Below are 25,235 nucleotides of genomic sequence, written 5' to 3' on the forward strand. Positions count from 1 at the left end.
TTTAACTAAACTGCTCAATAATTCCGCCGCCTAACACTTTTACCCCGTTGTACCAAACTGCTGCTTGTCCTGGGGTAATGCTGAACTGGGGTTCATCAAATACCAAGCGGACACGGGAATTTTCTAGGGGAATTACCGTCACTGGTACAGGCTGAGAACGATAGCGGACTTGAACTTCAGCTTGAATTGGTGTGGAGGGTTCAGCGATGGAAACCCAATTTACTCGCCCAACTGTACATTCTGGCTGAGTTACCTTGGTGCGATCGCCTACCACAACCCGATTATTCACAGCATCTAATTCCACCACATATAATGGTTCAGCCGCCGCAATGCCTAAACCTTTGCGCTGACCGATGGTGTAATGATGGACACCATCATGTTGCCCCAAAATTTTGCCTGTGGTATCCACAATATCGCCTTGTTTGGGCGCAAGATATTTATCTAAAAACGCCCGCATCGAACCATTGCTTTCCACTAAGCACAAGTCTTGGCTTTCTGGCTTATCGGCAGTTTTCAAATTATATTCCGCAGCAATCCGGCGCGTATCTGTTTTTTCCAGTTCACCAAGAGGAAATACGGAAGCCGCGAGTAAATCTTGAGACAAATCATACAAAAAGTAAGACTGGTCTTTGTTGCGGTCAACTGCTCTTAGTAACTGATAACGCCCAGTTGCATCATCATAATTAATACGGGCATAATGACCAGTGGCAATGCGATCGCATCCCAATTGTTCACGCGCATATTCCACCATCGGCCCAAACTTCACCGTTTTATTGCACTGCGAACAAGGTAACGGCGTAATTCCAGCACTATAACCAGACACTAAATAATCAACAATATTGCTCTGAAAGACATCCCGAATATCAACAACTTGATGGGGAATACCCAGTTGTTCGCAAATATCAGCCGCGTCGATCATTCCTTCAGAGCAACATTGCCCTTTGCCTTTCATTAGCCAAAGGGTCAAACCAATTACTTCATAGCCCTGATTATGTAAGATAGCAGCAGCAACAGAACTGTCAACGCCACCGGAAAGACCAACGACAACTTTTTTCATATCTTTAATGTTTTTAGACTAGCAGCTGCTAAGGACAGCAATTAAAACTGTCTCCATTAATTCTGATGGGCTGTAAGATCCCTGACTAGCGGATCTAAATACCCTGACTGAGCGATCGGCTTTTTTAAAGACAGCTGCGCGACTGCTCAATTGTAGCATATATATCTCAAACCCTTGCTAGTCAAGCAATTGGGTGACTAATAAATAATTTGTCACCCAAATTGCTAGTCATATAATTGTGGCTATACATTACCGTGGATTACTAATTAAAATTTTATCCACCAATTTTTAGTTCGAGGAGTAACAAGACACCCTTCACTTACATTATCAGCCACATTCTTAACAGGTAAGCCAAGTTGTAGACTCACTTGTTTATCGTAGATGGCAGTTTGATAATTTTTCGCCTTTTTGATAGCATCTAAGTTCAAACCTGTAGCACCACGAAAGTCTACTTTATCAAGATTAGTCTTGGCGTTAAATATTGCATTGTCAAGTTTTGCTTCACGAAGACAAGCCTTTTGTAAATCAGCATTCTTAAAATCAACATATTGCAGATTTGCTCCTTTAAAATTAACAGTATCTAAATTAGCAGTGTCAAAAACCACACTCCAAAGATTCGCTCCTGATAAATAAGCTCTAAAAAGCATAGCTCCCTGAAAATCAGATTGTTGTAATCTGGCTCTGCCAGGTAAATTAAGCCCATTTAAAACCGCTCCTTGAGCCTGGACTCTAGACAAATCTTCGTTATGATCATGCAAATATTCAAGTGCTTCTTTTCTACCACGATTTACCGTGATTATTTTTTTGTCTGAGTTATTATTTAACGCAATAACATCCCAATTTTCAAAGAGATGCTTTCTCTGTCTATCTGCTGCACCCCAGTAAAAATTGATAGCTGTAAAGATGATGGCGATGAAGCCACAAGCTTGAATTATTTGAATAAGATATTTCAAGTAATAAGTCAAGTGGGATTGCCTTTTTACTTCGCAGTAAAGGTCGAACATACGCCGATAATCTTCTAATGACCAATTAGAATTCTTAGCCTTATTAATTAATAAATACTCCTTTTCTAATAAATTTTTGGTTTTGTAAATTTCCAAAAAATCAGACAGTAAATTAGGTAATTCTTTTACTGTGCTTACTTCTTGTTTTGGGTGATTTTTTAAGTTACTCATGTGTGTCATATTGTTTTTATAATTAATTGTTGTTTATGAATAGACAAAAACCTTTAGATAACTGGGAAAAACGGAGTTTTATCCTATCTAAATTGATTTTGTTGTTAATGTAGCAAAAACTTGTGAAGAAGTTGTGAACAAATGAGGGTATATATCTTGTCTGTCTCTCACGGGAGACAAACAAGAATGATTAACCGCAGATGTGGACGCATAAGTGTCTCGCCGCAGGCTAAGTGGGTAAATTTGTACATCAACAGGCTAGTAAACCAGATGTACAAGTTCATCTGGCTATTTATATGAAAAAATCAACGTAACTGCGTGCAAAGGCAGTGGACGCAAAATATACTTAATGTATCCATTGCCACCTGTGTCTGCGGATTTTATCCTTAAACTATATGGTTTGAAAAATTTTGTTACTACTATGTCCATAAAGTTATCAGGTCAGTTTAGTACATTGTCGATAATGCCCTTATTTTTGGGAAGCTCCTTGGCGATAATTTCCCAGATTTATCCAGCCGAAGCGCAAATCAACAATCATCATCTTTTGCTGTCACAACAAACAGTCATTGAAACCTTACCGCCACCACCAGATACTTCCGTTACCCCAGATAATCAACAAACTTTACCCCAAATACAACCAGGGCAAATTGAGCAGTATGATCCTACTCCTTTTCCCTATCCATCTACAGATAATCAGTCTCAACAAATTCCTGTATTAATTCAACCGAGTCAGCCCAATCAATATAGTCAAAACTTTGAACGCTACTTTGTCTATGTTGACAGTGATAATTATCAAACTCTACAACGAGTCCGACAAATCGAACCAGAGGCTTACATCCGTCAATATCAAGGACGTTCGATTATTCAGTCAGGAGTGTTTAGCCGACAATCTAATGCTGAGGATCGGGTGAGACAACTAGAATATGCTGGTATTCGTGGTGCAAGAGTTGTCAGCTTTTCTAACGGGCAAGAAATACAAAATTTTAACAGTAGTAGTAGCAGTAGTAATTCTCAAAATAGAAGTAATCGGTATTATGTTGTGATTCCTGGAAGAACCCAAGATTTACCTGTAATTGCTAATACCATCATCCGTAAAAGTGGCTATTCTAGCTTAGTGCAAGAAAGACAAAGACCCTTTGGCCCCCATGTAGCTGTAGGGCCGTTTGTGGAACGAGGTGATGCAGACAGATGGAATAGATATGTCCGGGATTTAGGATTTGGTGATGCGAGGGTTTATTACGCTAGGTAAGTTATGAGTTATGAGTTATGAGTTAAAAGTAAAGAGTGAGAAGTTTATCCAAATTTTCTAGCTTTTAACTCAACTCCTATCAGCAACTAAATCTGGAAATTTATAACAATGCAAAACCCGTCTCTTATTCAGATCAAGCACTCGCAAAACAGACAAGAATATACTGCACAAGTTGTAGTCACGGCTGGGCAGATGCGGGATATTGAAGCACGGATTTTTGCCGCAGGGATGCCTGTAGCCGCTTTGATGGAAAAGGTCGCCGGACTGATTGCCCTGCGAGTGCAACAGTTATTTCCTTTGTCTAATAATTTATGTCGTGTAGGTATTTTAGTTGGCCCTGGTCATAATGGTGGTGATGCTTTGGTTGTAGCCCGTGAATTGCACTTTCGGGGGTATGCAGTTTGGATATATTCGCCTTTTTCTAAGTTAAAAGAATTAACTGCACAGCATTTACAATATGCTCAAAGTTTGGGTATTTCTTGTTATGAAAATATTGAACAATTACCAAATTGTGATTTTTTAATTGATGGATTATTTGGCTTTGGGTTAGAAAGACCGCTTACTGATGCGATCGCTTCTACAATTAATCAATTCAATGAATGGCAGCAACCGATTATTAGTATTGATATCCCTTCCGGTTTACATACCGATACCGGGGAAGTTTTAGGGACGGCTATTCGCGCTACTTACACAGTATGCCTGGGTTTGTGGAAGTTGGGTTTATTGCAAGATCATGCTTTAGAGTATGTCGGCAAAGCAGAGTTAATTGATTTTGATATTCCATTGGCAGATATAGAAGCTGTATTAGGAAATACACCAAGAATTAGACGAATTACTAGAAAAACTGCACTTTCTACTTTACCTTTGCCGCGTCCAGCCGTAACCCATAAGTATAAAGAAGGACATCTATTATTAATCTGCGGTTCGCGGCGTTATGCTGGCGGGGCAATTTTAACAGCGTTGGGGGCGCGGGCTAGTGGTGTGGGAATGCTCTCTGTAGCGGTTCCTGAATCATTAAAATATCTTTTGGTGTCACATTTACCGGAAGCATTAATTATTGGTTGCCCAGAAACCGAGACAGGGGCAATTTTAGAATTAACATTACCAGAGAATACTAATTTAAGTGCTTTTAGTGCGATCGCCTGTGGCCCTGGTTTAACCCGCGAAGCTACTCCCATTGTGCAGCAAGTTATCGAGAGCGATCGCACCTTGGTTCTTGATGCCGATGGTTTAAATATTTTGGCACAGCTATACACTATTCCCACTTTACAAAAACGCCAAGCTATAACCGTCCTCACTCCCCACACAGGTGAATTTCACAGGTTATTTTCCAACGTATCAGATGCCAAACACGACAGAATCACAGCAGTGAGAGAAGCCGCAGCCCAAAGTGGCGCAGTGGTATTGTTAAAAGGTGCTAGGACTGCCATTGCCAATTCTCAAGGTAACATCTGGATTAATCCCGAAAGTACCCCAGCCCTAGCCCGTGGTGGTAGTGGTGACGTGTTAACTGGCTTACTGGGTGGTTTATTAGCACAAGCAACGAAAAAACAAATTCCTATAGAAGATATCGTCGCTACTGCTGCTTGGTGGCATTCCCAAGCCGGAATTTTAGCAGCCCAAGAACGCACAGCACTAGGTGTAGATGCCCATACATTGACGCAATATTTAATGCCGAGTGTGAAGTATGAAGTATGAAATATTACTTTACGGCTTTATAAGTACTCGCTGAGTGAAAAAATACTAGCCTCTAGCCTCTAACCCCTAGCCCCTAACCCCACATCATTCCTAAACTTTACACTTCAGTCGGGCATCGCTACTCCAGCATGATCGGGGTTCACTGCTTCAGTTTCGGGCAAAATGATAGTATTAATAGAGTTTCGATATCAAACGTAAAATAAAAGCAAATCTTTTAGTAGATTTATTTCATCTACGTTTTTGTGTTTTTGAGTGAATTTTCATTTCCTACCCATCTCCTACTAAAAAAGCTGGGTTAGGTTAAATTCTTATAATCAATACCAAAGCTATATTTCCCATCCCCCTTGATTTAGTTCCATAACCGCCATGTTAAAACTCCTGTTGGGCGATCCCAACGCTCGTAAACTGAAAAAATACCAACCTTACATCACGGAAATTAATCTCTTAGAGGAAGAAATTAAAGCTCTCTCTGATGATGAATTAAAAGGTAAAACCGGAGAATTCAAACAGCGTCTTGCTAAAGGCGAAACCCTGGATGATATTTTGCCAGAAGCATTTGCCGTGGTGAGAGAAGCAGGACGGCGAGTCTTAGGGTTGCGACACTTTGATGTCCAGATGTTGGGCGGTATCATCCTGCACTCTGGGCAAATTGCGGAAATGAAAACTGGGGAAGGCAAAACCCTGGTAGCAACCTTACCTAGCTATTTAAATGCTCTCACGGGTAAGGGTGTACACGTCGTGACTGTCAACGACTACCTAGCTCGTCGGGACGCTGAGTGGATGGGACAAGTGCATCGCTTCCTCGGCTTGAGTGTGGGACTAATTCAGGCGACCATGAACCCCAGCGAGCGTCAGAAGAACTACGAATGTGATATTACTTACGTTACCAATAGTGAAGTCGGCTTTGACTACCTGCGCGATAACATGGCTACTTCAATGGCTGATGTGGTGCAACGTCCGTTTAACTATTGTGTCATCGACGAAGTAGACTCAATTTTAATTGATGAAGCTCGTACACCACTGATTATTTCTGGTCAGGTAGAAAGACCAACAGAAAAATATTTACAAGCGGCGGAAATTGCCCTGACGTTGAGAAAAGATGACCATTACGAGGTAGATGAAAAAGCTCGTAACGTGTTGTTGACTGATGAAGGCTTTGCGGAAGCAGAAGAGCTTTTAGGTGTCACAGATTTATTTGACCCGGAAGATCCTTGGGCGCACTTTGTATTTAACGCCATTAAAGCCAAAGAATTATTCTTAAAGGATGTTAACTACATCGTTCGGAATGGTGAGGTCGTCATTGTAGACGAATTTACCGGACGGGTATTACCGGGACGGCGTTGGAGTGATGGTCTACACCAAGCCATTGAAGCCAAAGAACACGTAGAAATTCAGCCGGAAACTCAAACTCTAGCCACAATTACCTATCAAAACTTGTTCTTGCTGTATCCAAAATTAGGCGGGATGACTGGAACAGCTAAGACTGAAGAAGCTGAGTTTGAAAAAATTTACAAACTAGAAGTTAGTATCATTCCGACTAACCGCATCAGAAAACGGCAAGATTTGTCGGATTTGGTGTTTAAGACAGAGGCGGGTAAATGGACAGCGATCGCCAGAGAATGTGCCGAAATGCACGAACTTGGTCGCCCTGTACTCGTAGGAACCACTAGTGTAGAAAAATCAGAATATCTCAGCCAACTCCTCAAACAAGCTGGTATTCCCCACGAATTACTCAACGCCCGCCCCGAAAACGTGGAACGGGAAGCGGAAATTGTCGCCCAAGCAGGACGCAGAGGTGCTGTTACCATTGCAACCAACATGGCGGGTCGCGGTACAGACATCATCCTCGGTGGTAACTCGGAATACATGGCGCGGTTGAAATTGCGGGAATATTTTATGCCGCGCATCGTTCAACCAGAAGACGAAGATGTGTTTGGTGTACAGAGGGCGAGCGGTAGTCTACCTGGTGGACATGGTGGCGGCCAAGGTTTTGCCCCAGGGAAAAAAGTCAAAACTTGGAAAGCTTCACCAGAAATTTTCCCCACCCAACTTTCTAAAGAAACCGAAAAACTGCTGAAAGAAGCGGTAGATGTTGCAGTACGGGAATATGGCGATCGCAGTTTACCAGAACTAGAAGCCGAAGATAAGGTGGCAGTGGCAGCCGAAAAAGCACCCACATCCGACCCAGTAATTCAGAAATTGCGGGAAGCATACAACCGCATTAAGCACGAGTACGAACAGTTCACCGACAGCGAACACAATAACGTTGTCGAAATTGGTGGTCTGCATGTAATTGGTACAGAACGCCACGAGTCACGCCGCATTGACAACCAGTTGCGGGGACGCGCCGGACGACAAGGCGACCCTGGTTCCACCAGATTTTTCCTCAGCTTAGAGGATAACTTGTTGCGGATTTTTGGTGGCGATCGCGTCGCTGGTTTAATGAACGCCTTTCAAGTCGAAGAAGATATGCCAATTGAGTCGGGAATGCTGACTCGCAGCTTAGAAGGCGCACAGAAAAAAGTCGAAACCTACTACTACGACATCCGTAAACAAGTATTTGAGTACGACGAGGTAATGAACAACCAACGTCGCGCCATCTACGCCGAACGTCGTCGGGTATTAGAAGGACAAGACTTAAAAGAACAAGTCATCAAATATGCTGAAAAAACGATGGACGACATCGTTGACTACTACATCAACCCAGATTTGCCCTCAGAAGAATGGGAATTAGAAAAACTGGTTGATAAAGTCAAAGAATTCGTCTACTTGCTCTCGGATATGCAGGCAAGTCAGCTAGAGGATATGTCTGTCACTGAAATTAAAGCATTCCTCCACGAACAAGTGCGAATTGCTTACGATATGAAAGAAGCACAAATTGACCAAGTGCAGCCAGGACTAATGCGCCAAGCCGAACGCTTCTTCATCTTGCAGCGTATTGATACCTTGTGGCGTGAACACCTGCAACAAATGGATGCTTTACGTGAGTCTGTAGGTTTGCGTGGTTATGGTCAAAAAGACCCGCTAATTGAATACAAGAGCGAAGGTTATGAACTATTCCTCGATATGATGGTCAACATCCGCCGAGATGTAGTTTACTCCTTGTTCATGTTCCAACCGCAACCGCAGCCAATGGTGCAAACATCATCTGAGATGGTGTAATAGAGAAAGAATAATTTCACGCAGAGACGCAGAGGCGCAGAGAGTTTTCTGAGCGCCTTTGCGTTTAAATTTTAGTAGAGTGTGTTGTTGCGTAATGCAGCGCACCATCCCAATCTCAAATGGAATGAGTTACGATCACTATTTTAATCATTTGATATGAAAAGAATAGAAGTCGAACAAAGAAGCATTTTGATTGGTCTAGCAGGTAGTCACGGCTATGGGTTAAATCGTCCCGATTCAGATTTTGATTTCCGGGGAATATTTATTGCGCCTAAAAGATATTATTTGGGATTTGATAATATCGAACAAAAAGATACTGGCTGGGACGAACCGGGGATATTTCCGTTTATTGATGGAAATAAAGATACAGTTATTTATGAATTAAGAAAAATCCTGCAATTATTAGCAGGGGCAAATCCTAATGTTTTGGAATTGCTGTGGTTACATAAATATCCGGTATTAACAGAAGTTGGTCAATATTTAATTAAACACAGACATTTATTTTTAACGAAGAAAGTTAGGCATACTTATACAGGTTATGCTTTTGCTCAAATCAAAAAGATGGAAACCCATCGCAAATGGTTATTAAATCCACCACAAAAAAAGCCATTACCTGCTGATTATGGGATAGAAAATGAAGAACCACTCAGTAAAGATGAGTTAAACGCTTTTTTGGAGTATCTTTACTTATTAATTAGAGGACGAATTGAATTTTTAGAAGAAGCCGAACAACTATATCAATTATTAACAGCCGATATTGATTTTAAAGGTGTACTCAAACAATATGCTTTACCCAATGAAGCTTTAGAATATACAGAAAAACTAACTTATGGTCGGAAAGACTTTATTAGACTGCTGCAAAAAAGTCAAAGCTATCAAATTGCTGTACGAGAATGGAAAGCATATTTATCTTGGCAAGAAAATCGCAATCCAGCGAGAGCCGAAATGGAAAGAAAGTCTGGATTTGATCTGAAACATGGAATGCACTGCATTAGATTACTTCGCAGTGGTTTAGAAATATTGCAGCGAGGAGAATTAATTGTTGATAGAAGAATGGCTGGAGATGTTGATGATTTAAAAGCTATTCTCAAAGGCGAATACAGTTATGAACAGGTGATGCAAATGGCAGAAAATTTAGTAGCGCAAATGGATGCTGGGTATGAGAAATCAACTCTATCTGCGAAACCTGATTTGGAACAAATTAATCAACTATGTATAGACTTAGTGGAAATGCAAGGATGGAGTTAGTTATACCAATAGCTAATTCTAAATTACGCAAGTCTAACAGCATCTGGTTTTGTGAACTTGAATATGATACTGAAATAAATCCAAGACAAGGAATAGCTTGTGTTGCTTGATGCAACTTGCTTTTAGGATTATTAAAATTTTATATATAAACGGGTTGTGAAAACAATAACATAAAATCAATACAATTATTAAAAATATTTATACTTATTCTTCATGTAATCTTCAGAAAACGACTTAAGTAAATGTACTATGATAATTTTGTGTACATCAGTAGTTTTACTAACGTCTTCTGTCCAAGATAAAATCATCGAAAATATTTATTCCTCTGTCACTTTCAGAAAAAATAACTCCAAGCCAAATACTAGATTTTGCATTATTAATCTAAAGTTTGATGCTTGATTTTTTGATATTTATTAGCGTTTGTCGATAATCTTGAAAATTCATGCTTTATCAACTTTTGATATATTGCCTTTTCTAGCAGTAGAGAAAGAGGAATATGGCAATTTTCATGCTTTTTATTAACAAATAAATATTCCCAGCTATAACAGCATATTTCACGTAAGTCTCGATTCAATTTTAAACTCCAGGTAAAGAATCTATTTCAATATTGTATTCGGAAATTTTGATCTAATTAAGGCAAAAAAAACATCAATAGATTATGCAACAAATAATCGCAACAACACGACAAGAACAAGTTGCAAATATTGCGCTTGAGTCGGAGCTATTCAGCATTTCTATGCAGTCAGAGCAGAAGTTTTATTGTCAGCAATTTCTAGAAGCGAGAAAACTTGACTATACAATGGCAAATCATCCATCGCGTGCTTATTGGGTGATTAATTCTATTGAAGTTAATGAAAGTGAACAGGACACACACTACTTATTTGTTTCTGAAGGCGAAGTTACTCTCAAAAACTGTAATGGAGAGTTTTTATTGCAGAGAAACACATTTGCCGCAGTTCCAGGTAATTTTTCTTTAGATGGTTCAGGAAAAGTATTAGTTGCAACAAGACTTAATTACACTGGACTTTTCACCATTGGCGGGCCAATTGAACCATTAGGGCGATTAAATTATATTGATGGTTGCTCTTCAACGGTGTTGATTAATCCTTTAAAACGTGGCGAACCTTGTTTGAATTTCCTCTATGTTCCTCCTGGTGTGTCGCAAACTCCCCACACTCATCCTTCATTACGAATTGGACTTGTGGCTGAGGGTAGTGGAACTTGTCAAGTAGATGAGGGAACATTCAAAATGCAGCCAGGAACGGTTTTTTGTTTGCCTGAAAACAAGTTACATAGCTTCTCGGCAATTGATGATTCCTTAAGAATTATTATTTATCATCCAGATTCTGATGTTGGCCCAACGGATGATTCTCATACAATGTTAAATAATACTTTTGTGGGAAAAACTTCCGCGAAAGTTATAGATGCAATTAGAACGAAATAACAACTGAATCTGGACTGCCTTTTGATTGGATTAATGTAAAGGCAGTCTTATTTTCAAATTTATGCAAGATCAAACTAATATATTTCTGTTCTAGGAGTGCTGATGATTTTATTAACCAGCGATACTGAAACAAAGCCGACACAGGCGATGCGACAGGCGATCGCTAATGCTGAGGTAGGCGACGAGCAGAAAGGGGAAGATCCGACTGTTAATTTATTACTAGAACGTGTTGCAGATTTACTCGGCAAAGAAGCGGCTCTGTTTTTCGCCTGTGGAACCATTTGCAACTTTGTCGCCATTAAAACTCACACTCGCCCTGCGGATGTAGTGCTAGTAGAACAAATGGCACATATCATCCGCGCCGAATCGGGTGGTGCAGCCATGACTTCTGGTGTGTTAATGGAAGCAATTGCCAGCGAGAAGGGAATTTTTACAGTCGATGCTGTGGCGCAAGCATTGGCAAGAATTGCGACTGCACCTTACTTATACTCAGCAAATCCCCGCTTATTATGTGTTGAGCAAACTCACAATTTTGGTGGTGGTTCAGTTTGGCAACTTGATGAACTACGTGCAGTTTGCGAGTTTTCCCAACAAAAAGGTTTAGCTACCCACATGGATGGGGCAAGATTATTAAATGCTGTGATTGCCTCTCAAACTCCAGCCAAAGATTTTGCCGCCTGTGTTGATTCTGTATGGATTGATTTTACTAAAGGACTGGGCGCACCCATCGGTGCAGTGTTAGCAGGTACCAAAGAATTTATCGCCCAAGCACGCCGATATAAACATATTTTTGGTGGTGCAATGCGTCAAGCGGGGATTGTGGCCGCAGGTTGTCTGTATGCACTAGACCATCATATTGAACGTTTACAAGAAGACCACGACAATGCAACTCACTTGGCTCAAGAACTAAGTAACATTACGGGAATTACCGTCAAAAATGCCCAACCAGAAACAAATATTGTTTTCTTTGATGTGTCTGGACTGGGAACTGACAAAGCTCAATTTCTGGCTTTATTACAAGAGCGTGGTGTCAAAATGGGAGCAGTCGGTAATTCGATTCGAGCCGTTACGCATTTAGATGTTTCGCGGGCTGATATTGATGTTGCGATTAATGCTATTTACGAGATTGCGAAATCTGCTGAAAAAGTCAAAAATTAGAGAAACTTTTGCTTTCTGCCCCCTGCTGTCTTGATGATCAGTTTTTTACAGGAAACGATAGTACTCCTTGGGACTCTAAAAATGCTGCTACTTGCAAGATTAATGCTTCATTGTAGGGGGCGGCGATAATTTGCACACCTAAAGGTAAAGCATTGGGATGGTGAATTGGCACTGATAAAACAGGTAAGCCAATAAAAGATAAGGGTTGGGTAAATAATCCTAAATGTGGACGCACTAAGATTTCCTCACCATCTAAAATCATTGTCTGCTGACCGATGAATGGTGCAGAAATGGGTGTGGTGGGGGCGAGAATAATATCGACATTTTGAAAAACTGCACGGACTTGATCGCGGTACCAACGGCGAAATCGTTGGGCTTGTATGTACCAACTACTAGGAATTAACGCCCCAGCCAGAAAGCGATCGCGGGTTGCGGGGTCAAAATCTTGGGGGCGCGATCGCAATTTATCTAAATGCAGATTTGCACCTTCGCTGGCGGAAATTACAAAAGCTGCTGCACGAGCGCGTTTAGCTTCGGGTATGGTGACAGATTGAATGACTCCCAAAGCCTCAGCAACTTTGTGAACTGCGGTTAAAGCTTCTGCTGTTGCACCTTGGATAAAATAATCATCGGCTAGGGCAATTCGCAGATGAGAAATATCTTGATGGAGTTGGGGTAAACACAATTCTGGCGGACGTTGGCTACAAATCGGATCACGTTCATCTTCTCCTTGCAACACATCAAAAATCGCCGCCGTATCCCTTACCGAACGGGCGAAACTGCCAATATGGTCAAAACTACTCGAAAATAAAGCGACACCTGCACGGGATAACCTACCGTAAGTTGGCTTAAAACCAAATACACCACATAAAGCCGCAGGTACACGAATAGAACCATTGGTATCAGAACCGAGGGTGAAGGGAACTAACCCCGCCGCCACCGCCGCCGCCGAACCACCAGAGGAACCACCTGCGATGCGTTGTAAATCATGAGGGTTATGAGTAGCACCATAATGAAAGTTTTCTGTCACAAATCCATAAGCGTACTCATCCATATTTAAAGCGCCAACCAGCACAGCACCAGCTTGTTTCAACTTGGTGACTGCGGTTGCATCTTGGGTAGCTGGGGGATTTTCGGCGTTAATTTTTGCACCCGCCAAGGTAGTGACACCCGCAATATCAAACAGATTTTTCACAGCAAAAGGTACACCAGCTAGTAACCCTGGATGATTACCTTGGGCGATTTCTTGATCAATTTTGGCTGCATCTGCTAAAGCTGTTTCTGTGGTGACAGTGGTAAAACTGTTAATTTTGTGGTCTATGGTGGTAATTTTTGTGAGTGCAGCTTGAGTGACTGCAACTGCACTTACTTGACCACTGCATACAGCAGCCGCTATTGATAAGGCATCAGCTAAATCTAAATTCATCAGTTAGGCAACAGTGCGTTTAGCTTTTTGAGTCACAGCAGTTCGCATAGTTTTGATGAGTTGCAATAAAACAACGGTAAAACCTAAATCTAAAAAGCAAGATAATAACAGCCACACAGGCAGAAATTTATCTTCAGGATGTTTATAAGCCTCAAAAACAACGCGATTGACTGCTCTTGAACCTATCATAAAACCATAAAGAGGCGCTATTAACGATCGCACTTGTTCACTGGCACTGGTTAAATCGCCACCTTCGGTTTTAAATTTGTCTGCAAAGGTAGATAAAGTATTAGCTATACCCCAAAGACTGTAGATAGGAATCAAAAATCTAGCGATCGCACCCCCTGGGCTAATCGGATATTCTTGAAAGAGATTTTTTAAATCTGTATGGATACGATGTAGCCAAATCAAAAAAATAATAATTGAAGCGATACTTGTCAGCAACGCAACTATTGATACTACTCCATCTAAACTTGCCAGTACTTGATAAACTGGTTGCGCGATGACAGCTAACAACGATAACAACGTCGAAACAATCCCAACTCCCACCACTACCCACAGCACCCGCACCAAAAATTTGCCGATAGCCGCAGACTTCAAAGAACTAGCAGCATTGAAATTCGTCATAGCATTTTTCCAATGGCATTATCGGCTAATATCTTAGTCTTGCTAGTTATCATCAAAACTCAGTGCATTTACGTGAGGCATCAAGAAAAAGATGATTAACTATGGTTCAAATACTGGTGCAGCTTCAACTTCGGCGGGTAAAGAAAAAGAATTGACTAGTTGAGCGATCGCTTGAATCCTGGCAAAATTTGCTACCACTCCCTTATAATATTCATCCTTGATTGGCAAATCTAATAATAAAGCAGCTTGCTCAACATATTTATTGACATCTAATTCTTGATTTTGCATATTTTTTAGGCACTTCCCAATTCCAAAATCTTCAAAAGGTAAGTATACAGAATACAGAAGTCAGAGGTTATTTATCAAAGTAAACATTCTTGTAATGGTGTGGCAAGGCTAAAATATTGCATGACAAATTTCTTGTGGGATGGGCTTCTACCCGAATTTCTCACGTATGGGTAGGGAGTGTGGGGAGTGTGGGGAGTGTGGGGGGAAAGATTTCTTCACCATCCTCCCACCCCTCCCCCACCTCCCACCCTTCCCACCCTTCCCACACCCCTGGATTTCTCTCTTGTGAGAAATCCAGGTTCTAGCCCGTCCGGTGCGGGCAGGATGCCCACATCACAAGAATTATATTTATGCACTACTTTAGTGTTGCCACGCCACTACCTTAGATTTACTTTATCAATCGTCTCTCAGAAGCGATCGCAGTTTAACGGCTCATAGTTCTAGACTATAAGCATCTCTGTTTAGCAAAAGCTTGATTTACTAACCATTCTGACTCCTGAATTCTTCCCTAAAAAGTAAACGTACTCCGCAGAACACCAACAGTTGTAGTTTCATTTCTGCTGTCACCTTCAGGGTTAAACAACACAAAAGCACCAGGAGTAATGCTGATATTATCTGTGAGCTTAAAGCGATAATACGCCTCTAAATGATAAGGAGTAGCACGATTTACCCCATCTGGAGCCAGTTGCGCCGCACCATTAGCATCCGAGCGAAATAGCGGTTGTCCAAAAATAATCCCGGCATTATTCCCTGATTTAAATAAATCATTAAAGTGCAGCCCTACCATCCAGCTAGTAAAGGTAGTGGAAGCATCAACATCACCACCAGAAGAAGCATCCACAAACATTGCAGCACCATAACCAGACAAAGCTACCTTGGGAGAAAAGCGCCAAGTTACCGTACCACCAACAGAATTAAGTGTGACAGGTGTTCCTAAATCAACGCCAGCTAACGCACCAATATCATCACGAACTAGTCCCGTACCTAAGATATTAATTTCGTGATAACTGTGGGCATAATTTAAACCAACATCTATCGAATTAGTAGGTTTAAAAGTTAACTGAGTGCTGATTACACTACTACCACCAAACACACCCGCTCCCAAAGGCGTGTTAGAAACCCCAGGAACAATATCACCTGCTTCTTGCGGTAAGTTAGCGTTGACACTACCATATAAAGCTCTTAAATCTAATTGGGGAGAAATACTAAAAATAAATCCCGCCGCCGATGCTAAACCAGTTCCTGAAGTCCCGCCAGAAACTCGCGCCACAGGATTTAAACCTGCAAACCGCGAAATCGACTCATTTCCTTCACCATAAAAAGGTGTGATAGCAGGAAAAGCATCTGTCGCTTCCGCCGCAGTTCCCGCAAACAAAGTTAATTTATCCGCGACTGGAAAAACATACAGTAATTTATATAATTGTACACTGTTAGCTGACTGCTCTGATAACGTTTTCACGTCCAAACCAGGAAACAACGGTTCAAAACTTGTTCTCGCACTACTAGCAGTTAGTAAATCCGAAGCTAATCCTAAACCTTGTTGCAAGCTACCACTTCCATCTATACCACCCAAAAAGTTGTAAGCTTGCAAACCAGTAATTAATAAATCTTTCCCAGTAAAGCTAGTGTTGAGATTTAACCGGACTCTGTTCACTAAGATAATATTAGGATCACCCTGATTAGGTGCGCCACCTGTTGCACCAATCCCGGCAACAATTACTTCGCCATTGAGTTTAGTAGTAGTAGAAAATTGATTGGCTTCTAGTTCGGCGGTGCGTGCTTCTAGTGCATCCACTCGTCCCCGGAGAGTTGCGAGTTCTGCCGAAAAATCTTCTTGTAATTTTTGTAAGGTTGCTAAATCTTCTTTTTTAACTAAATCAGCAGTGGCTGTGGCGATGAGTTCGTTAACTCTTTCTAAACAAGCATTTAAGCCTGCTGCAAACTCATAACGAGTCATAGCACGATTGCCACGATAAGTACCATTGGGATAACCAGCAATACAACCATAGCGTTCAACCAAAGATTGTAAGGCTTGAAAAGCCCAATCAGTTGGTTGCACATCAGATAATTGTGATACAGATGTTACTTGGGCGCTGTCGTTATTGTCTGATGTCTGCGACTCATTAGACACTGATGAATCTTGTAACTCTGGCTCACCTTTGATAGCTGGGGATTCTGGTTGGCTACCATCGGCTAGAATCAACTTAGTTTCATGAGCAGCAACTTGACTGTTGATAATTGCTGATTTTTGCGGAACATTTACCAATGAATTATTATCTATTGGTACGGAGTTAGCTAGGGCTTGTATGGGTAACAATCCATTAATTAAACATAAAAAACTAGCCCCACTAGCAGAAGCTAGGAGATACTTAGCCATGACCACTCCTCACAGATATAGAATATTAAAAAAATTTATCTACGATATTTGACAGTTATGAAGCATTGCCAAGTGGATTGCACTAAACCATCTTGCTTCTCATAAGTAATTACCGTAGATCATAAAATCTAGTAAATACTATTTAGATAAAAAAATATCATTAATAATCATTTATAGTTTTAATTGTTTTGATAACCTTATTTTAATCATTTGAAAAATCTATAGTAATCATAGATAATCCCTGGAAATAAAGATCCCCGACTTCTTTAAGAAGTCGGGGATCGGAACTTAGCAATTTTTATAAATACAAAATATTCAACTGTGTAATTTTAGAAATTCTTACACTAGTGAGGTATGAGCAAGAATAATTAACCGCAGATAAACGCAGCGAAAAGTTGAGCCAGTGCGTTGGGCGGGTTCCCCGACTCCCTCACTGGCGTTGCGTGGGCGGCTTTGCCGACTTGAGCAAACTTTTCAAGACAGATGAACGCAGATGTAGAGTCTTTAGCAGCTTGTCACAAGCTACGCAGATGTAAACAGATAAACTTGTACCTCTGTAAACTAAAGAAGGATATACAAATTTTAATTATTGGTGAAAAGTGAAAAATTACTCTTATAAATTGTAGAGAGAAATTACAAAGTTAATTTTATGATTAACCACAGCGAAAGTACATTTCGGGGTATTGGTGAAGTTGACTTATATTACCAAAGCTGGCAACCAATAGGTAATGTCAAAGCTATATTAGTGATTGTGCATGGTTTGGGAGGTCATAGTAGCAAATACAATAACATAGTTCAGCATTTTATCCCTCAACAATATGCTGTTTATAGCTTTGATTTGCGTGGTCATGGACGTTCCCCAGGGCAAAGAGGGTATATTAATTCTTGGGCAGAATTCCGCGAAGATTTGCGAACTTTTTTAGAATTAATTCAATCTCAACATCCAAAATTACCAATTTTTCTATTAGGACATAGTTTGGGTTCAATTATTGTTTTAGATTATGTTTTGCGTTATCCCCAAGCTGCGGCTATCCTACAAGGTGTAATTCTTCTTGCGCCAAGCTTAGGAAAAGTTGGTGTGTCAAAGATTAAGCTATTACTGGGACAATTGCTATCACGGATATGGCCAAGGTTTACTTTAAATACTGGTCTTGATTTATCTGCTGGTGCAAGAGATGAAAAAGTTTTAGCTATCTATGTTCAAGATACTTTAAGACACACTTTAGGAACGGCTCGTTTAGCAACGGAGTTTTTGAATACTGTTAATTGGATTAATCACCATACTAATGAATGGCAATTACCATTATTAATTCTTCACGGTGGCGCAGACAAAATCACATTACCAGAAGGAAGTCAGATTTTTTATGAGCAACTAACTGCTTGTCAAGATAAGACGAGAATTGTCTATCCAGAGGCTTATCATGAACTACAAGATGACCTCAATTATCAAGAAGTTTTAGCTGATTTAGAAAGTTGGTTAGCAGGACATTTGTTATCTAATTGATAATATCTCATGGTTTAAAAGGGACACAAGGGAGATAGCCAGTAGGGTGTTTTAGGCGTAAGCCGTAACGCACCGAAAGCTTTGAGGGATGCGTTACGCTGTCGCTAACACATCCTACATTTATACGTATTTTTTAAAAGTCCAAAATGAGTCCTATATTATTTAGATATTTTTACTAATTTCTCGATAATTTGCTTGATAATTTATTAGTGTTTCTTTCGCTTGTTGCGACACAAATGTATTTGCAGGAATTGTTTTTAAAATTTTAATTGCCTGTTGCCATTTAGATTTGGCTTGTCGGCGGATTGAACGAGAATGAGGTGAACTTTGAATCAAGAAGTTGGCTTCTATAGCTAATTTATGGGCTGTTGCTAAATTATTGAGAGCTTGTTTCTCTACAATTACTTTTTGACTGATTGCTTGATGATTTAAGCGATAAAGAACTAATTTATCTTTCGCTTTAATAAAAACTGATGTCTTTTGAGGGATGTTTTCTAGTAATTTGATTGCCTCTTGCCATTTAGATTCGGCTTGTTGCCAAACAACTAAAGGATGGGGTGGTGATTGTACTAATCCAGATGCTTCTAAACCTAGATTTTGGGCGGCTTTTAAATTAGCGATCGCAGTTTCTTCTTGATTAATTTTAGAGCGAATTTGTTGGAGTTTGGGAAGTTCTGCTTTAATTATCCAACCCCCAAAACCTAAAGCTAATAAACTCACCACAAATATTCCGCCATAATGAGTTAAGTGTTGCTGTTTAAACTTTTTTGGCGGGTTAAACTCAAATAATTTCCATTGTTCAGTCTTGGGTTTAGGTATTTTTTTTTCTGATTTCACTCTCAAAGTACTAATCTGCAAAATTAAAGCATCGATTTTACTTTGATAAAACTCACAATCATTGATAATATCTGTTAATTCTTGTAATCTGCCATCACCAGATATAATTAATTCTTGATCATCATCTAACCACTCTAGAGCAAAGCCGGATTTTCCACAAAAAGCAGAGACTCCCAGTAAAATACTCAATAAATTATGGCTCTGCTTAATATTGTCAAAAATAAACTCTAATCTTTCCTTAATTTTAAAAGCATCTTCTTGAGCTTGAATAATCTGCTGAATTTGCTGTTGTAAGATTTTTGGCTTATTCAAATCTAGTTGGATTTTTAAAACCTCTTCGACAGCTTGAAATGTGGCAGGAATACTATCGTGACTAGCATCAAGGTTGAGTTGTTGGACTAATTGGATATCACTTAGAATATCAGCCGCGATCGCTTGGATTAAATCACCCCAATCAACCCAAACTTCGATTTTAGACTGAATTTGCTTGAGGGAAATATCTACTGGTAATTGCCCAAATTTAGCTGTCAACAAACCAGGATAATCATATTTATAAATGTAGACTGTGTAATCTTCATCTATAACTGGCTTTGGCACTACATCTAAACTAGCAACTGTCGTTATCGGTGTTTTCTCTAACTGGCTAGACTTGACTTTTTCTTGAATATTGCGGAGTTGTTCTTGAGCATGATTAATCATGACAATTTGTTGCATGATGTCATGAGCATGTCCAATATTTAGCCTCAGACTATGAACAATTTTTGGTAGTTCATTTACCAGAGTTTCTAAATCAGCCATAAATATCCCTTGGGGATTTGCCGAAAGTTGATGTGAAACAATTAAAATGACTATGCAGCAAGGTGGTAGCTTGAAAACAAGCTTCGTCTTAGTTGGTGGTAGATTCAGCGTCCTGATTGATAGCAAATCTGAGGCGCTATTGATTCATACTTCCCGAAACTACTGCGAAAGTAACAAACTCAATTGAAAAATTTTCAATAAATGCACAATCAGTAATAAAAGTCAAATATGAATGAAATTGATTTAGCGTTTACTCCGGCGGTGGAGTTGGCGCGATTAATCCGCCATCGGGAGGTGTCGCCACTGGAGTTGGTGGAAATATATTTACAAAGAATTGAGCGGTTGAACCCCCAATTGGGAAGTTATTTTACGGTGACGGCAGAACTCGCGATCGCTGATGCCCAAGCAAAAACCGAAATGTTGGCAACAGCTGCCGAACTGCCGCCTTTTTTTGGTGTGCCAATTTCCATTAAAGACCTCAACACCGTCGCTGGTGTGCCTTGTACCTACGGCAATCCGGCGTTATTAAACAATATTCCTAATTATGATGATGGGGTGGTAACGCGGATTAAACAGGCAGGGTTCATTATTCTGGGTAAAACTGCCACTTCCGAAATCGGTTCTTTTCCTTACACCGAACCCACAGGTTTTCCCCCGTCTAGAAATCCTTGGAATTTAGAATATACTTCCGGCGGTTCTAGTGGTGGTGCCGCCGCCGCCGTCGCCGCCGGATTATGTGCGATCGCGCAAGGTTCTGATGGTGGTGGTTCCATTCGTGGCCCTGCGGCTTGTTGTGGTTTAGTGGGGATTAAACCATCACGGGGTAGAGTCACCAAAGCCCCTGTCGGCGATCGCTTGGGGGGAATTGCTGTCAACGGCCCTATTGCCCGGACTGTGGCTGATGCTGCCGCGATGTTAGATGCTATTTCTGGTTACTTCACTGGTGATCCTTACTGGCTACCTGATCCTGAACCTTCTTTTCTGGCTGCTACCCAAGCCAAAGTTTCGGGCTTACGCATTGCCTTCTCGACGCAAATCCTGCCTTTGGGAAAGGCGGACGCAAACTGTCAGCAAGGTGTGTTGCAAACAGTCCAGTTATTAGAACAATTGGGTAACACCGTGACCGAAAGTTGCCCAGATTTTAGTGGCTTAGTCGAACCATTCCAAATGGTTTGGCAAGCGGGAGTTGCTGCATCGGGATTGCCTGTGGAAGCGTTGCAGCCTGTGAATCGTTGGCTATTGGCGCGTACTGGTTCTGTGGCTGAATATCTCCGGGCTTTATCTCAATTGCAAATCGTCTCCCGGCAAATTGTGGCATTTTTCGAGAATTTTGATGTGTTGGTCTTGCCAGTTTATTTACATTCACCCATTCGCGTCGGAGAGTGGGCGGCGTTGAGTCCTGAAGAGACATTTCAAAATATTATGCGTTGGGTTGCCCCTTGTCCCCCTGCCAACGCCACCGGACAACCTGCGATCGCATTACCTGTGGGTTTTGATAGTCATGGTTTACCTATGAGTGTACAACTGGTGGGTAAACCTGCGGCAGAAGCTACTTTAATTAGTCTCGCCGCCCAAATTGAAGCCGCAAAACCTTGGATTCAGCATCGTCCAGCTTTGTAAAACGTTAAGTTATTTTACAATTACACGGCACGGAGTCTTAAAATCACTGCCCAAGGGCGTAAATAACTGATGCCAAAGCCAAAAATCGGCTGATTACGAATGAGCGAAATCGGCTTACTATCCTGAATCCAGAGAAATTAAGCGCGATCGCTACTAGGGAAAACATACCTGGGAAAATAGGCGAAATTAGGCAGCAAAGAAACATCTACACAGATTTTTCTCTAGTCCAATAATTTAATTGTTGCGCTCACAACAGGGGTTTTTACTAAGTATTTATTCCTACTTTCAGGGTGGTTTTGAGTGCAACACACCCCCAAAAAACACAAAAAATCCTGAAATCCATATAAATTAACGGTTTCATCTATCCACTTCAGGCTACTACACCTTAGAATGATTCATTGAAAAGTCGAGCGGAAGGGATGTGTAGCGATTTTGAGTAAAAATACTCCCGAAACACGACTTTTGTAGTTCCGCAAACAGAGGTTTTAGTAAAGATGCTACACAGTGCATCTGAAAGAAATCTCAATTAAACCTGAAGGAGTTTATATGAACAAGGGCGAATTGGTTGATGCAGTCGCAGAAAAAGCCAGCGTTACCAAAAAACAAGCAGATGCAGTCTTAACTGCTGCTTTGGAAACCATTATTGAAGCGGTTTCTTCTGGCGATAAAGTGACACTGGTAGGTTTTGGTTCCTTTGAATCACGGGAACGCAAAGCCCGTGAAGGTCGTAACCCCAAAACAAACGAAAAAATGGAAATTCCTGCAACTAAAGTGCCTGCTTTCTCTGCTGGTAAACTCTTTAGAGAAAGAGTTGCACCCCCAAAATCTTAGGTTTAGTTTGGGGAATTTTGATTTTGATGCAGCAACCAGCACACGGGGGAAATTTAGCCTGGGCAGCAGCACTGGCTGGCTGTCCCCGTGATGCTATTCTTGATTTTTCTGCGAGCATCAGTCCATTAGGGCCGCCGGATAGTGCGATCGCTGCGATTCAATCTCAAATTGGTAGTCTGAGGCACTATCCCGAACCAGAATATAGTGAACTGAGACTTGCTCTCAGTCACTTCCATAAATTACCGCCAGAGTGGATTTTGCCGGGTAACGGTTCCGCCGAATTATTAACTTTGGTAGGTAGAGAATTAGCAGAACTATCTGCAACAATCTTGCTGACTCCAGCCTTTGGTGATTACTACCGCACCTTGACGGCTTACAACGCTAAAGTTCTGGAGTTCCCGATCAATTTGGGACAGGGAGACAAGGAGACAAGGAGACAAAATGAAGTTTTTCTTCCCCACACCCCTCAACCCCTGCCCCCTCGCTCACTCACCAAACAACATGGGTTATTGTTAAACAATCCCCACAACCCTACAGGCAAAATGTTTTCGCGGTCGGAAATTTTACCACTGTTAGAAGAGTTTGCCTTAGTGGTAGTGGATGAAGCGTTTATGGATTTTGTGCCACCAGAAGCAGAACAAAGCCTGATTTCCGTGGTGCAGGAACATAAAAATTTAGTTGTGTTGCGATCGCTGACCAAATTTTACAGTCTACCGGGGCTAAGACTGGGGTATGCGATCGCCCACCCGGATCGTTTGTCACGGTGGCAGTCGTGGCGCGATCCCTGGCCTGTCAACAATCTCGCTGCGGCCGCCGCCATTGCTGTCATCGGCGACCAAAATTTTCAACAGCAAACTTGGCAATGGCTACCACCTACCCGAAACCAACTGTTTCAAGGTTTAGCCGCCATCGCCGGACTGCAACCCCACACCAGTGCTGCCAACTTTTTACTAGTGACATCACAAAAATCGAGTTTGCAGTTACAGCAACAATTACTCCAAGATCATCAGATTTTAATTCGAGATTGCCTAAGCTTTAAAGAATTAGGCGATCGCTTCTTCCGTGTCGCTGTGCGTTCTGTGTCCGATAACCAACGTTTATTAACAGCCCTGCAAGCATTACTGAACAATTAGTAAGTAATTCGTCACCTAACAATTGTAGAGACGTTAATTATTTCGTCTCTACAATTAACTAATGACAAATGACCATTGACTAACAACTAATGACCATTGATTATGATGTCGTGATTATTGGCGGTAGCCCCGCCGGACGCTATGCGGCTTTAGCTGCAACCAAATTGCACGCTAAAGTTGCCCTAGTAGAACCACAAATAAATTACGGATTTATTTATCATCACACCCTCAGCGAAATTGCCAACCGCTTACAGTCTCTCAATCAAGCTGATGGTTTTGGGATTCGTACCAATCATGCGGACATCGCCGAAAAATGCCATATATCCCTCGCTTGGCAAGAGGCAATGCTATATGCTGACACAGTTGCCGCCAACATCCAAGAAATCAACTCTCCAGCCACATTAGCCGCACAAGGCGTTGATGTGATTTTTGGCAAAGGTGAATTTCAACCTTCGCCACATTTGGCATTTGCCGTTTATCAAAATGATGAACAATCAACCCAATCAGCAAATCAGCAAATTCTCCGCTTGTTAAGGGGACGCACCTATTTATTAGCCAGTGGTTCCCGTCCCAAAATTCCCAATATTGAAGGTTTACAAAACACTGGTTACATTACCTTAAATAATATTTGGCAATCTCTCAAAAAAAGAACATTACCCCAAAATTGGGTAATTCTTGGTGGCGTGCCTCAAAGTATTGAAATCACCCAAACTTTAGCCCGGTTGGGTTGTACTGTGACATTAGTCATTAAACATCCTCATATTCTGCCAAATATTGATCCAGAAATTGCTCAATTGCTGCAAGCACAATTAGAAGTTGATGGTGTACATATTTTGACACAAACAACTGTCACCCAAGTTAGACAAATTGATGATAAAAAATGGGTGCAAGCCGGAGATAAAGCAATTGAAACTGATGAAATTTTAGTAGCCACAGCACAACAACCAAATTTTGCATCTTTCAATTTAGCAGCCGTCGGCGTGAAATGGTATCAGCATCGTTTAGTAGTTAACAATAAACTGCAAACCACCAACAAACGTATTTACGCTTGTGGTGATGTCATTGGTGGTTATGACTTGATCAACGTTGCTCATTATGAAGCGAGAATCGCTACCAACAATGCCCTATTTTTCCCTAGATTGGAGGTGAATTATCAACACATACCTTGGGGAATATTTACTCACCCAATGTTAGCGCAAGTTGGTTTAACCCAAACCCAAGCAATCAGGCAATTTCGCCCCGATGAATTTTTAATTTTACGACAATATTTTAAATCTTTAGCAGCAGCCCAAATTAACAGCGAAATCACAGGTATTTGTCAATTAATTCTTTTACGTAATGGCGAAATTTTAGGTGCAACTATCTTAGGTCAAAATGCTGGAGAATTAATGAATTTAATTGCATTAGCTATCAACCAAAAAATTAAAGTCAAAGATTTAGCTAACTTAGCGCCTATCTATCCCAATTTTTCCGAAATTCTCACCCAAACTGCCCAAGAATATCAGCAAAGATTAAATAACCATCCAGATGTGCAAGATAGATTAGAAGGCTTCTTCCATTTCCGCCGCAATTGGAATTTGTGAATTACGCTAATTATATAGAG

19 protein-coding genes are annotated in these 25,235 nt (G+C 41.0%); 12 read left to right on the forward strand and 7 right to left on the reverse strand.

The window, feature by feature from the left end; all coding sequences use genetic code 11:
* Window position 1: 1 nt before the first annotated feature.
* The gene (gene mnmA, locus H6G74_RS10210; protein ID WP_190967557.1) at window positions 2-1,057 is read right to left on the reverse strand and encodes a tRNA 2-thiouridine(34) synthase MnmA; all 1,056 of its coding nucleotides are present in this window, start codon (window positions 1,055-1,057) and stop codon (window positions 2-4) included.
* A gap of 266 nt (window positions 1,058-1,323) precedes the next feature.
* The gene (locus H6G74_RS10215; protein WP_190967558.1) at window positions 1,324-2,232 is read right to left on the reverse strand and encodes a pentapeptide repeat-containing protein; all 909 of its coding nucleotides are present in this window, start codon (window positions 2,230-2,232) and stop codon (window positions 1,324-1,326) included.
* 463 nt (window positions 2,233-2,695) lie between these two features.
* On the opposite strand from H6G74_RS10215, the gene H6G74_RS10220 reads away from it, so the two are divergent.
* The 6 genes from H6G74_RS10220 to H6G74_RS10245 all read left to right on the forward strand — a co-directional run bounded on the left by H6G74_RS10220 (window position 2,696) and on the right by H6G74_RS10245 (window position 12,191).
* A complete protein-coding gene (locus H6G74_RS10220) occupies window positions 2,696-3,481 on the forward strand; it encodes a hypothetical protein (RefSeq protein WP_242051196.1) in 786 nt (261 codons plus the stop codon).
* Between the two features lie 108 nt (window positions 3,482-3,589).
* Window positions 3,590-5,179 carry an NAD(P)H-hydrate dehydratase gene (locus H6G74_RS10225; RefSeq protein ID WP_190967560.1) on the forward strand — a complete coding sequence of 530 codons (1,590 nt, stop codon included), beginning with the start codon at window positions 3,590-3,592 and terminating at the stop codon, window positions 5,177-5,179.
* A gap of 366 nt (window positions 5,180-5,545) precedes the next feature.
* The gene (gene secA / locus H6G74_RS10230) at window positions 5,546-8,341 is read left to right on the forward strand and encodes a preprotein translocase subunit SecA (protein WP_190967561.1); all 2,796 of its coding nucleotides are present in this window, start codon (window positions 5,546-5,548) and stop codon (window positions 8,339-8,341) included.
* A 156-nt stretch (window positions 8,342-8,497) separates the two neighbouring features.
* Window positions 8,498-9,589 (forward strand): nucleotidyltransferase domain-containing protein, encoded by a 1,092-nt coding sequence (locus H6G74_RS10235; RefSeq protein ID WP_190967562.1) that lies wholly within the window; start codon window positions 8,498-8,500, stop codon window positions 9,587-9,589.
* A gap of 658 nt (window positions 9,590-10,247) precedes the next feature.
* Window positions 10,248-11,033: a cupin domain-containing protein gene (locus H6G74_RS10240; protein ID WP_190967563.1), complete on the forward strand. Its 786-nt coding sequence runs from the start codon at window positions 10,248-10,250 to the stop codon at window positions 11,031-11,033.
* Window positions 11,034-11,135: 102 nt separating this feature from the next.
* Complete coding sequence (locus H6G74_RS10245) at window positions 11,136-12,191, forward strand: threonine aldolase family protein (RefSeq protein WP_190967564.1); 1,056 nt, start codon at window positions 11,136-11,138, stop codon at window positions 12,189-12,191.
* A 37-nt stretch (window positions 12,192-12,228) separates the two neighbouring features.
* Here the strand turns inward: H6G74_RS10245 and H6G74_RS10250 are convergent, their stop codons facing one another.
* The 4 genes from H6G74_RS10250 to H6G74_RS10265 all read right to left on the reverse strand — a co-directional run bounded on the left by H6G74_RS10250 (window position 12,229) and on the right by H6G74_RS10265 (window position 16,909).
* A complete protein-coding gene (locus H6G74_RS10250) occupies window positions 12,229-13,617 on the reverse strand; it encodes an AtzE family amidohydrolase (protein WP_190967565.1) in 1,389 nt (462 codons plus the stop codon).
* Window positions 13,618-13,620: 3 nt separating this feature from the next.
* On the reverse strand, window positions 13,621-14,244 hold the full coding sequence (locus H6G74_RS10255; RefSeq protein ID WP_190967566.1) for a DUF4328 domain-containing protein: 624 nt from the start codon (window positions 14,242-14,244) through the stop codon (window positions 13,621-13,623).
* 99 nt (window positions 14,245-14,343) lie between these two features.
* Window positions 14,344-14,532 carry a DUF4089 domain-containing protein gene (locus H6G74_RS10260; RefSeq protein WP_190967567.1) on the reverse strand — a complete coding sequence of 63 codons (189 nt, stop codon included), beginning with the start codon at window positions 14,530-14,532 and terminating at the stop codon, window positions 14,344-14,346.
* 508 nt (window positions 14,533-15,040) lie between these two features.
* Window positions 15,041-16,909: an iron uptake porin gene (locus H6G74_RS10265; RefSeq protein WP_190967568.1), complete on the reverse strand. Its 1,869-nt coding sequence runs from the start codon at window positions 16,907-16,909 to the stop codon at window positions 15,041-15,043.
* Window positions 16,910-17,558: 649 nt separating this feature from the next.
* On the opposite strand from H6G74_RS10265, the gene H6G74_RS10270 reads away from it, so the two are divergent.
* Complete coding sequence (locus tag H6G74_RS10270) at window positions 17,559-18,413, forward strand: alpha/beta hydrolase (RefSeq protein ID WP_190967569.1); 855 nt, start codon at window positions 17,559-17,561, stop codon at window positions 18,411-18,413.
* 162 nt (window positions 18,414-18,575) lie between these two features.
* Here the strand turns inward: H6G74_RS10270 and H6G74_RS10275 are convergent, their stop codons facing one another.
* Window positions 18,576-20,048 carry a hypothetical protein gene (locus tag H6G74_RS10275; protein WP_190967570.1) on the reverse strand — a complete coding sequence of 491 codons (1,473 nt, stop codon included), beginning with the start codon at window positions 20,046-20,048 and terminating at the stop codon, window positions 18,576-18,578.
* 46 nt (window positions 20,049-20,094) lie between these two features.
* Here H6G74_RS10275 and H6G74_RS30925 point away from each other — a divergent pair, with 46 nt between their 5' ends.
* From H6G74_RS30925 to H6G74_RS10295, 5 genes are all read left to right on the forward strand, one after another.
* Window positions 20,095-20,235, forward strand: coding sequence for a hypothetical protein (locus H6G74_RS30925; protein WP_190588071.1), 141 nt, complete (start codon window positions 20,095-20,097; stop codon window positions 20,233-20,235).
* Window positions 20,236-20,276: 41 nt separating this feature from the next.
* Window positions 20,277-21,668: an amidase gene (locus H6G74_RS10280; protein ID WP_190967571.1), complete on the forward strand. Its 1,392-nt coding sequence runs from the start codon at window positions 20,277-20,279 to the stop codon at window positions 21,666-21,668.
* Between the two features lie 546 nt (window positions 21,669-22,214).
* Window positions 22,215-22,499 carry an HU family DNA-binding protein gene (locus tag H6G74_RS10285; protein WP_015111786.1) on the forward strand — a complete coding sequence of 95 codons (285 nt, stop codon included), beginning with the start codon at window positions 22,215-22,217 and terminating at the stop codon, window positions 22,497-22,499.
* A 26-nt stretch (window positions 22,500-22,525) separates the two neighbouring features.
* Window positions 22,526-23,632, forward strand: a complete 1,107-nt coding sequence (cobD, locus tag H6G74_RS10290) for a threonine-phosphate decarboxylase CobD (protein ID WP_190967572.1) — start codon at window positions 22,526-22,528, stop codon at window positions 23,630-23,632.
* Between the two features lie 89 nt (window positions 23,633-23,721).
* A complete protein-coding gene (locus H6G74_RS10295) occupies window positions 23,722-25,215 on the forward strand; it encodes a dihydrolipoyl dehydrogenase family protein (RefSeq protein ID WP_190967573.1) in 1,494 nt (497 codons plus the stop codon).
* Window positions 25,216-25,235 lie beyond the last annotated feature (20 nt).

The sequence above is a fragment of the Nostoc spongiaeforme FACHB-130 genome (assembly GCF_014698475.1).
In the GTDB taxonomy this organism is placed as follows: domain Bacteria; phylum Cyanobacteriota; class Cyanobacteriia; order Cyanobacteriales; family Nostocaceae; genus Nostoc_B; species Nostoc_B spongiaeforme.

Coding starts and splice junctions, on each gene's coding strand:
- secA (WP_190967561.1), top strand. CDS start 5,546: ATGTTAAAACTCCTGTTGGGCGATCCCAACGCTCGTAAACTGAAAAAA.
- H6G74_RS10275 (WP_190967570.1), bottom strand. CDS start 20,048: ATGGCTGATTTAGAAACTCTGGTAAATGAACTACCAAAAATTGTTCAT.
- H6G74_RS10285 (WP_015111786.1), top strand. CDS start 22,215: ATGAACAAGGGCGAATTGGTTGATGCAGTCGCAGAAAAAGCCAGCGTT.
- H6G74_RS10295 (WP_190967573.1), top strand. CDS start 23,722: ATGACCATTGATTATGATGTCGTGATTATTGGCGGTAGCCCCGCCGGA.
- mnmA (WP_190967557.1), bottom strand. CDS start 1,057: ATGAAAAAAGTTGTCGTTGGTCTTTCCGGTGGCGTTGACAGTTCTGTT.
- H6G74_RS10265 (WP_190967568.1), bottom strand. CDS start 16,909: ATGGCTAAGTATCTCCTAGCTTCTGCTAGTGGGGCTAGTTTTTTATGT.
- H6G74_RS10280 (WP_190967571.1), top strand. CDS start 20,277: ATGAATGAAATTGATTTAGCGTTTACTCCGGCGGTGGAGTTGGCGCGA.
- H6G74_RS10225 (WP_190967560.1), top strand. CDS start 3,590: ATGCAAAACCCGTCTCTTATTCAGATCAAGCACTCGCAAAACAGACAA.
- H6G74_RS10245 (WP_190967564.1), top strand. CDS start 11,136: ATGATTTTATTAACCAGCGATACTGAAACAAAGCCGACACAGGCGATG.
- H6G74_RS10220 (WP_242051196.1), top strand. CDS start 2,696: ATGCCCTTATTTTTGGGAAGCTCCTTGGCGATAATTTCCCAGATTTAT.
- H6G74_RS10250 (WP_190967565.1), bottom strand. CDS start 13,617: ATGAATTTAGATTTAGCTGATGCCTTATCAATAGCGGCTGCTGTATGC.
- H6G74_RS30925 (WP_190588071.1), top strand. CDS start 20,095: ATGACTATGCAGCAAGGTGGTAGCTTGAAAACAAGCTTCGTCTTAGTT.
- H6G74_RS10235 (WP_190967562.1), top strand. CDS start 8,498: ATGAAAAGAATAGAAGTCGAACAAAGAAGCATTTTGATTGGTCTAGCA.
- H6G74_RS10255 (WP_190967566.1), bottom strand. CDS start 14,244: ATGACGAATTTCAATGCTGCTAGTTCTTTGAAGTCTGCGGCTATCGGC.
- H6G74_RS10270 (WP_190967569.1), top strand. CDS start 17,559: ATGATTAACCACAGCGAAAGTACATTTCGGGGTATTGGTGAAGTTGAC.
- cobD (WP_190967572.1), top strand. CDS start 22,526: ATGCAGCAACCAGCACACGGGGGAAATTTAGCCTGGGCAGCAGCACTG.
- H6G74_RS10215 (WP_190967558.1), bottom strand. CDS start 2,232: ATGAGTAACTTAAAAAATCACCCAAAACAAGAAGTAAGCACAGTAAAA.
- H6G74_RS10260 (WP_190967567.1), bottom strand. CDS start 14,532: ATGCAAAATCAAGAATTAGATGTCAATAAATATGTTGAGCAAGCTGCT.
- H6G74_RS10240 (WP_190967563.1), top strand. CDS start 10,248: ATGCAACAAATAATCGCAACAACACGACAAGAACAAGTTGCAAATATT.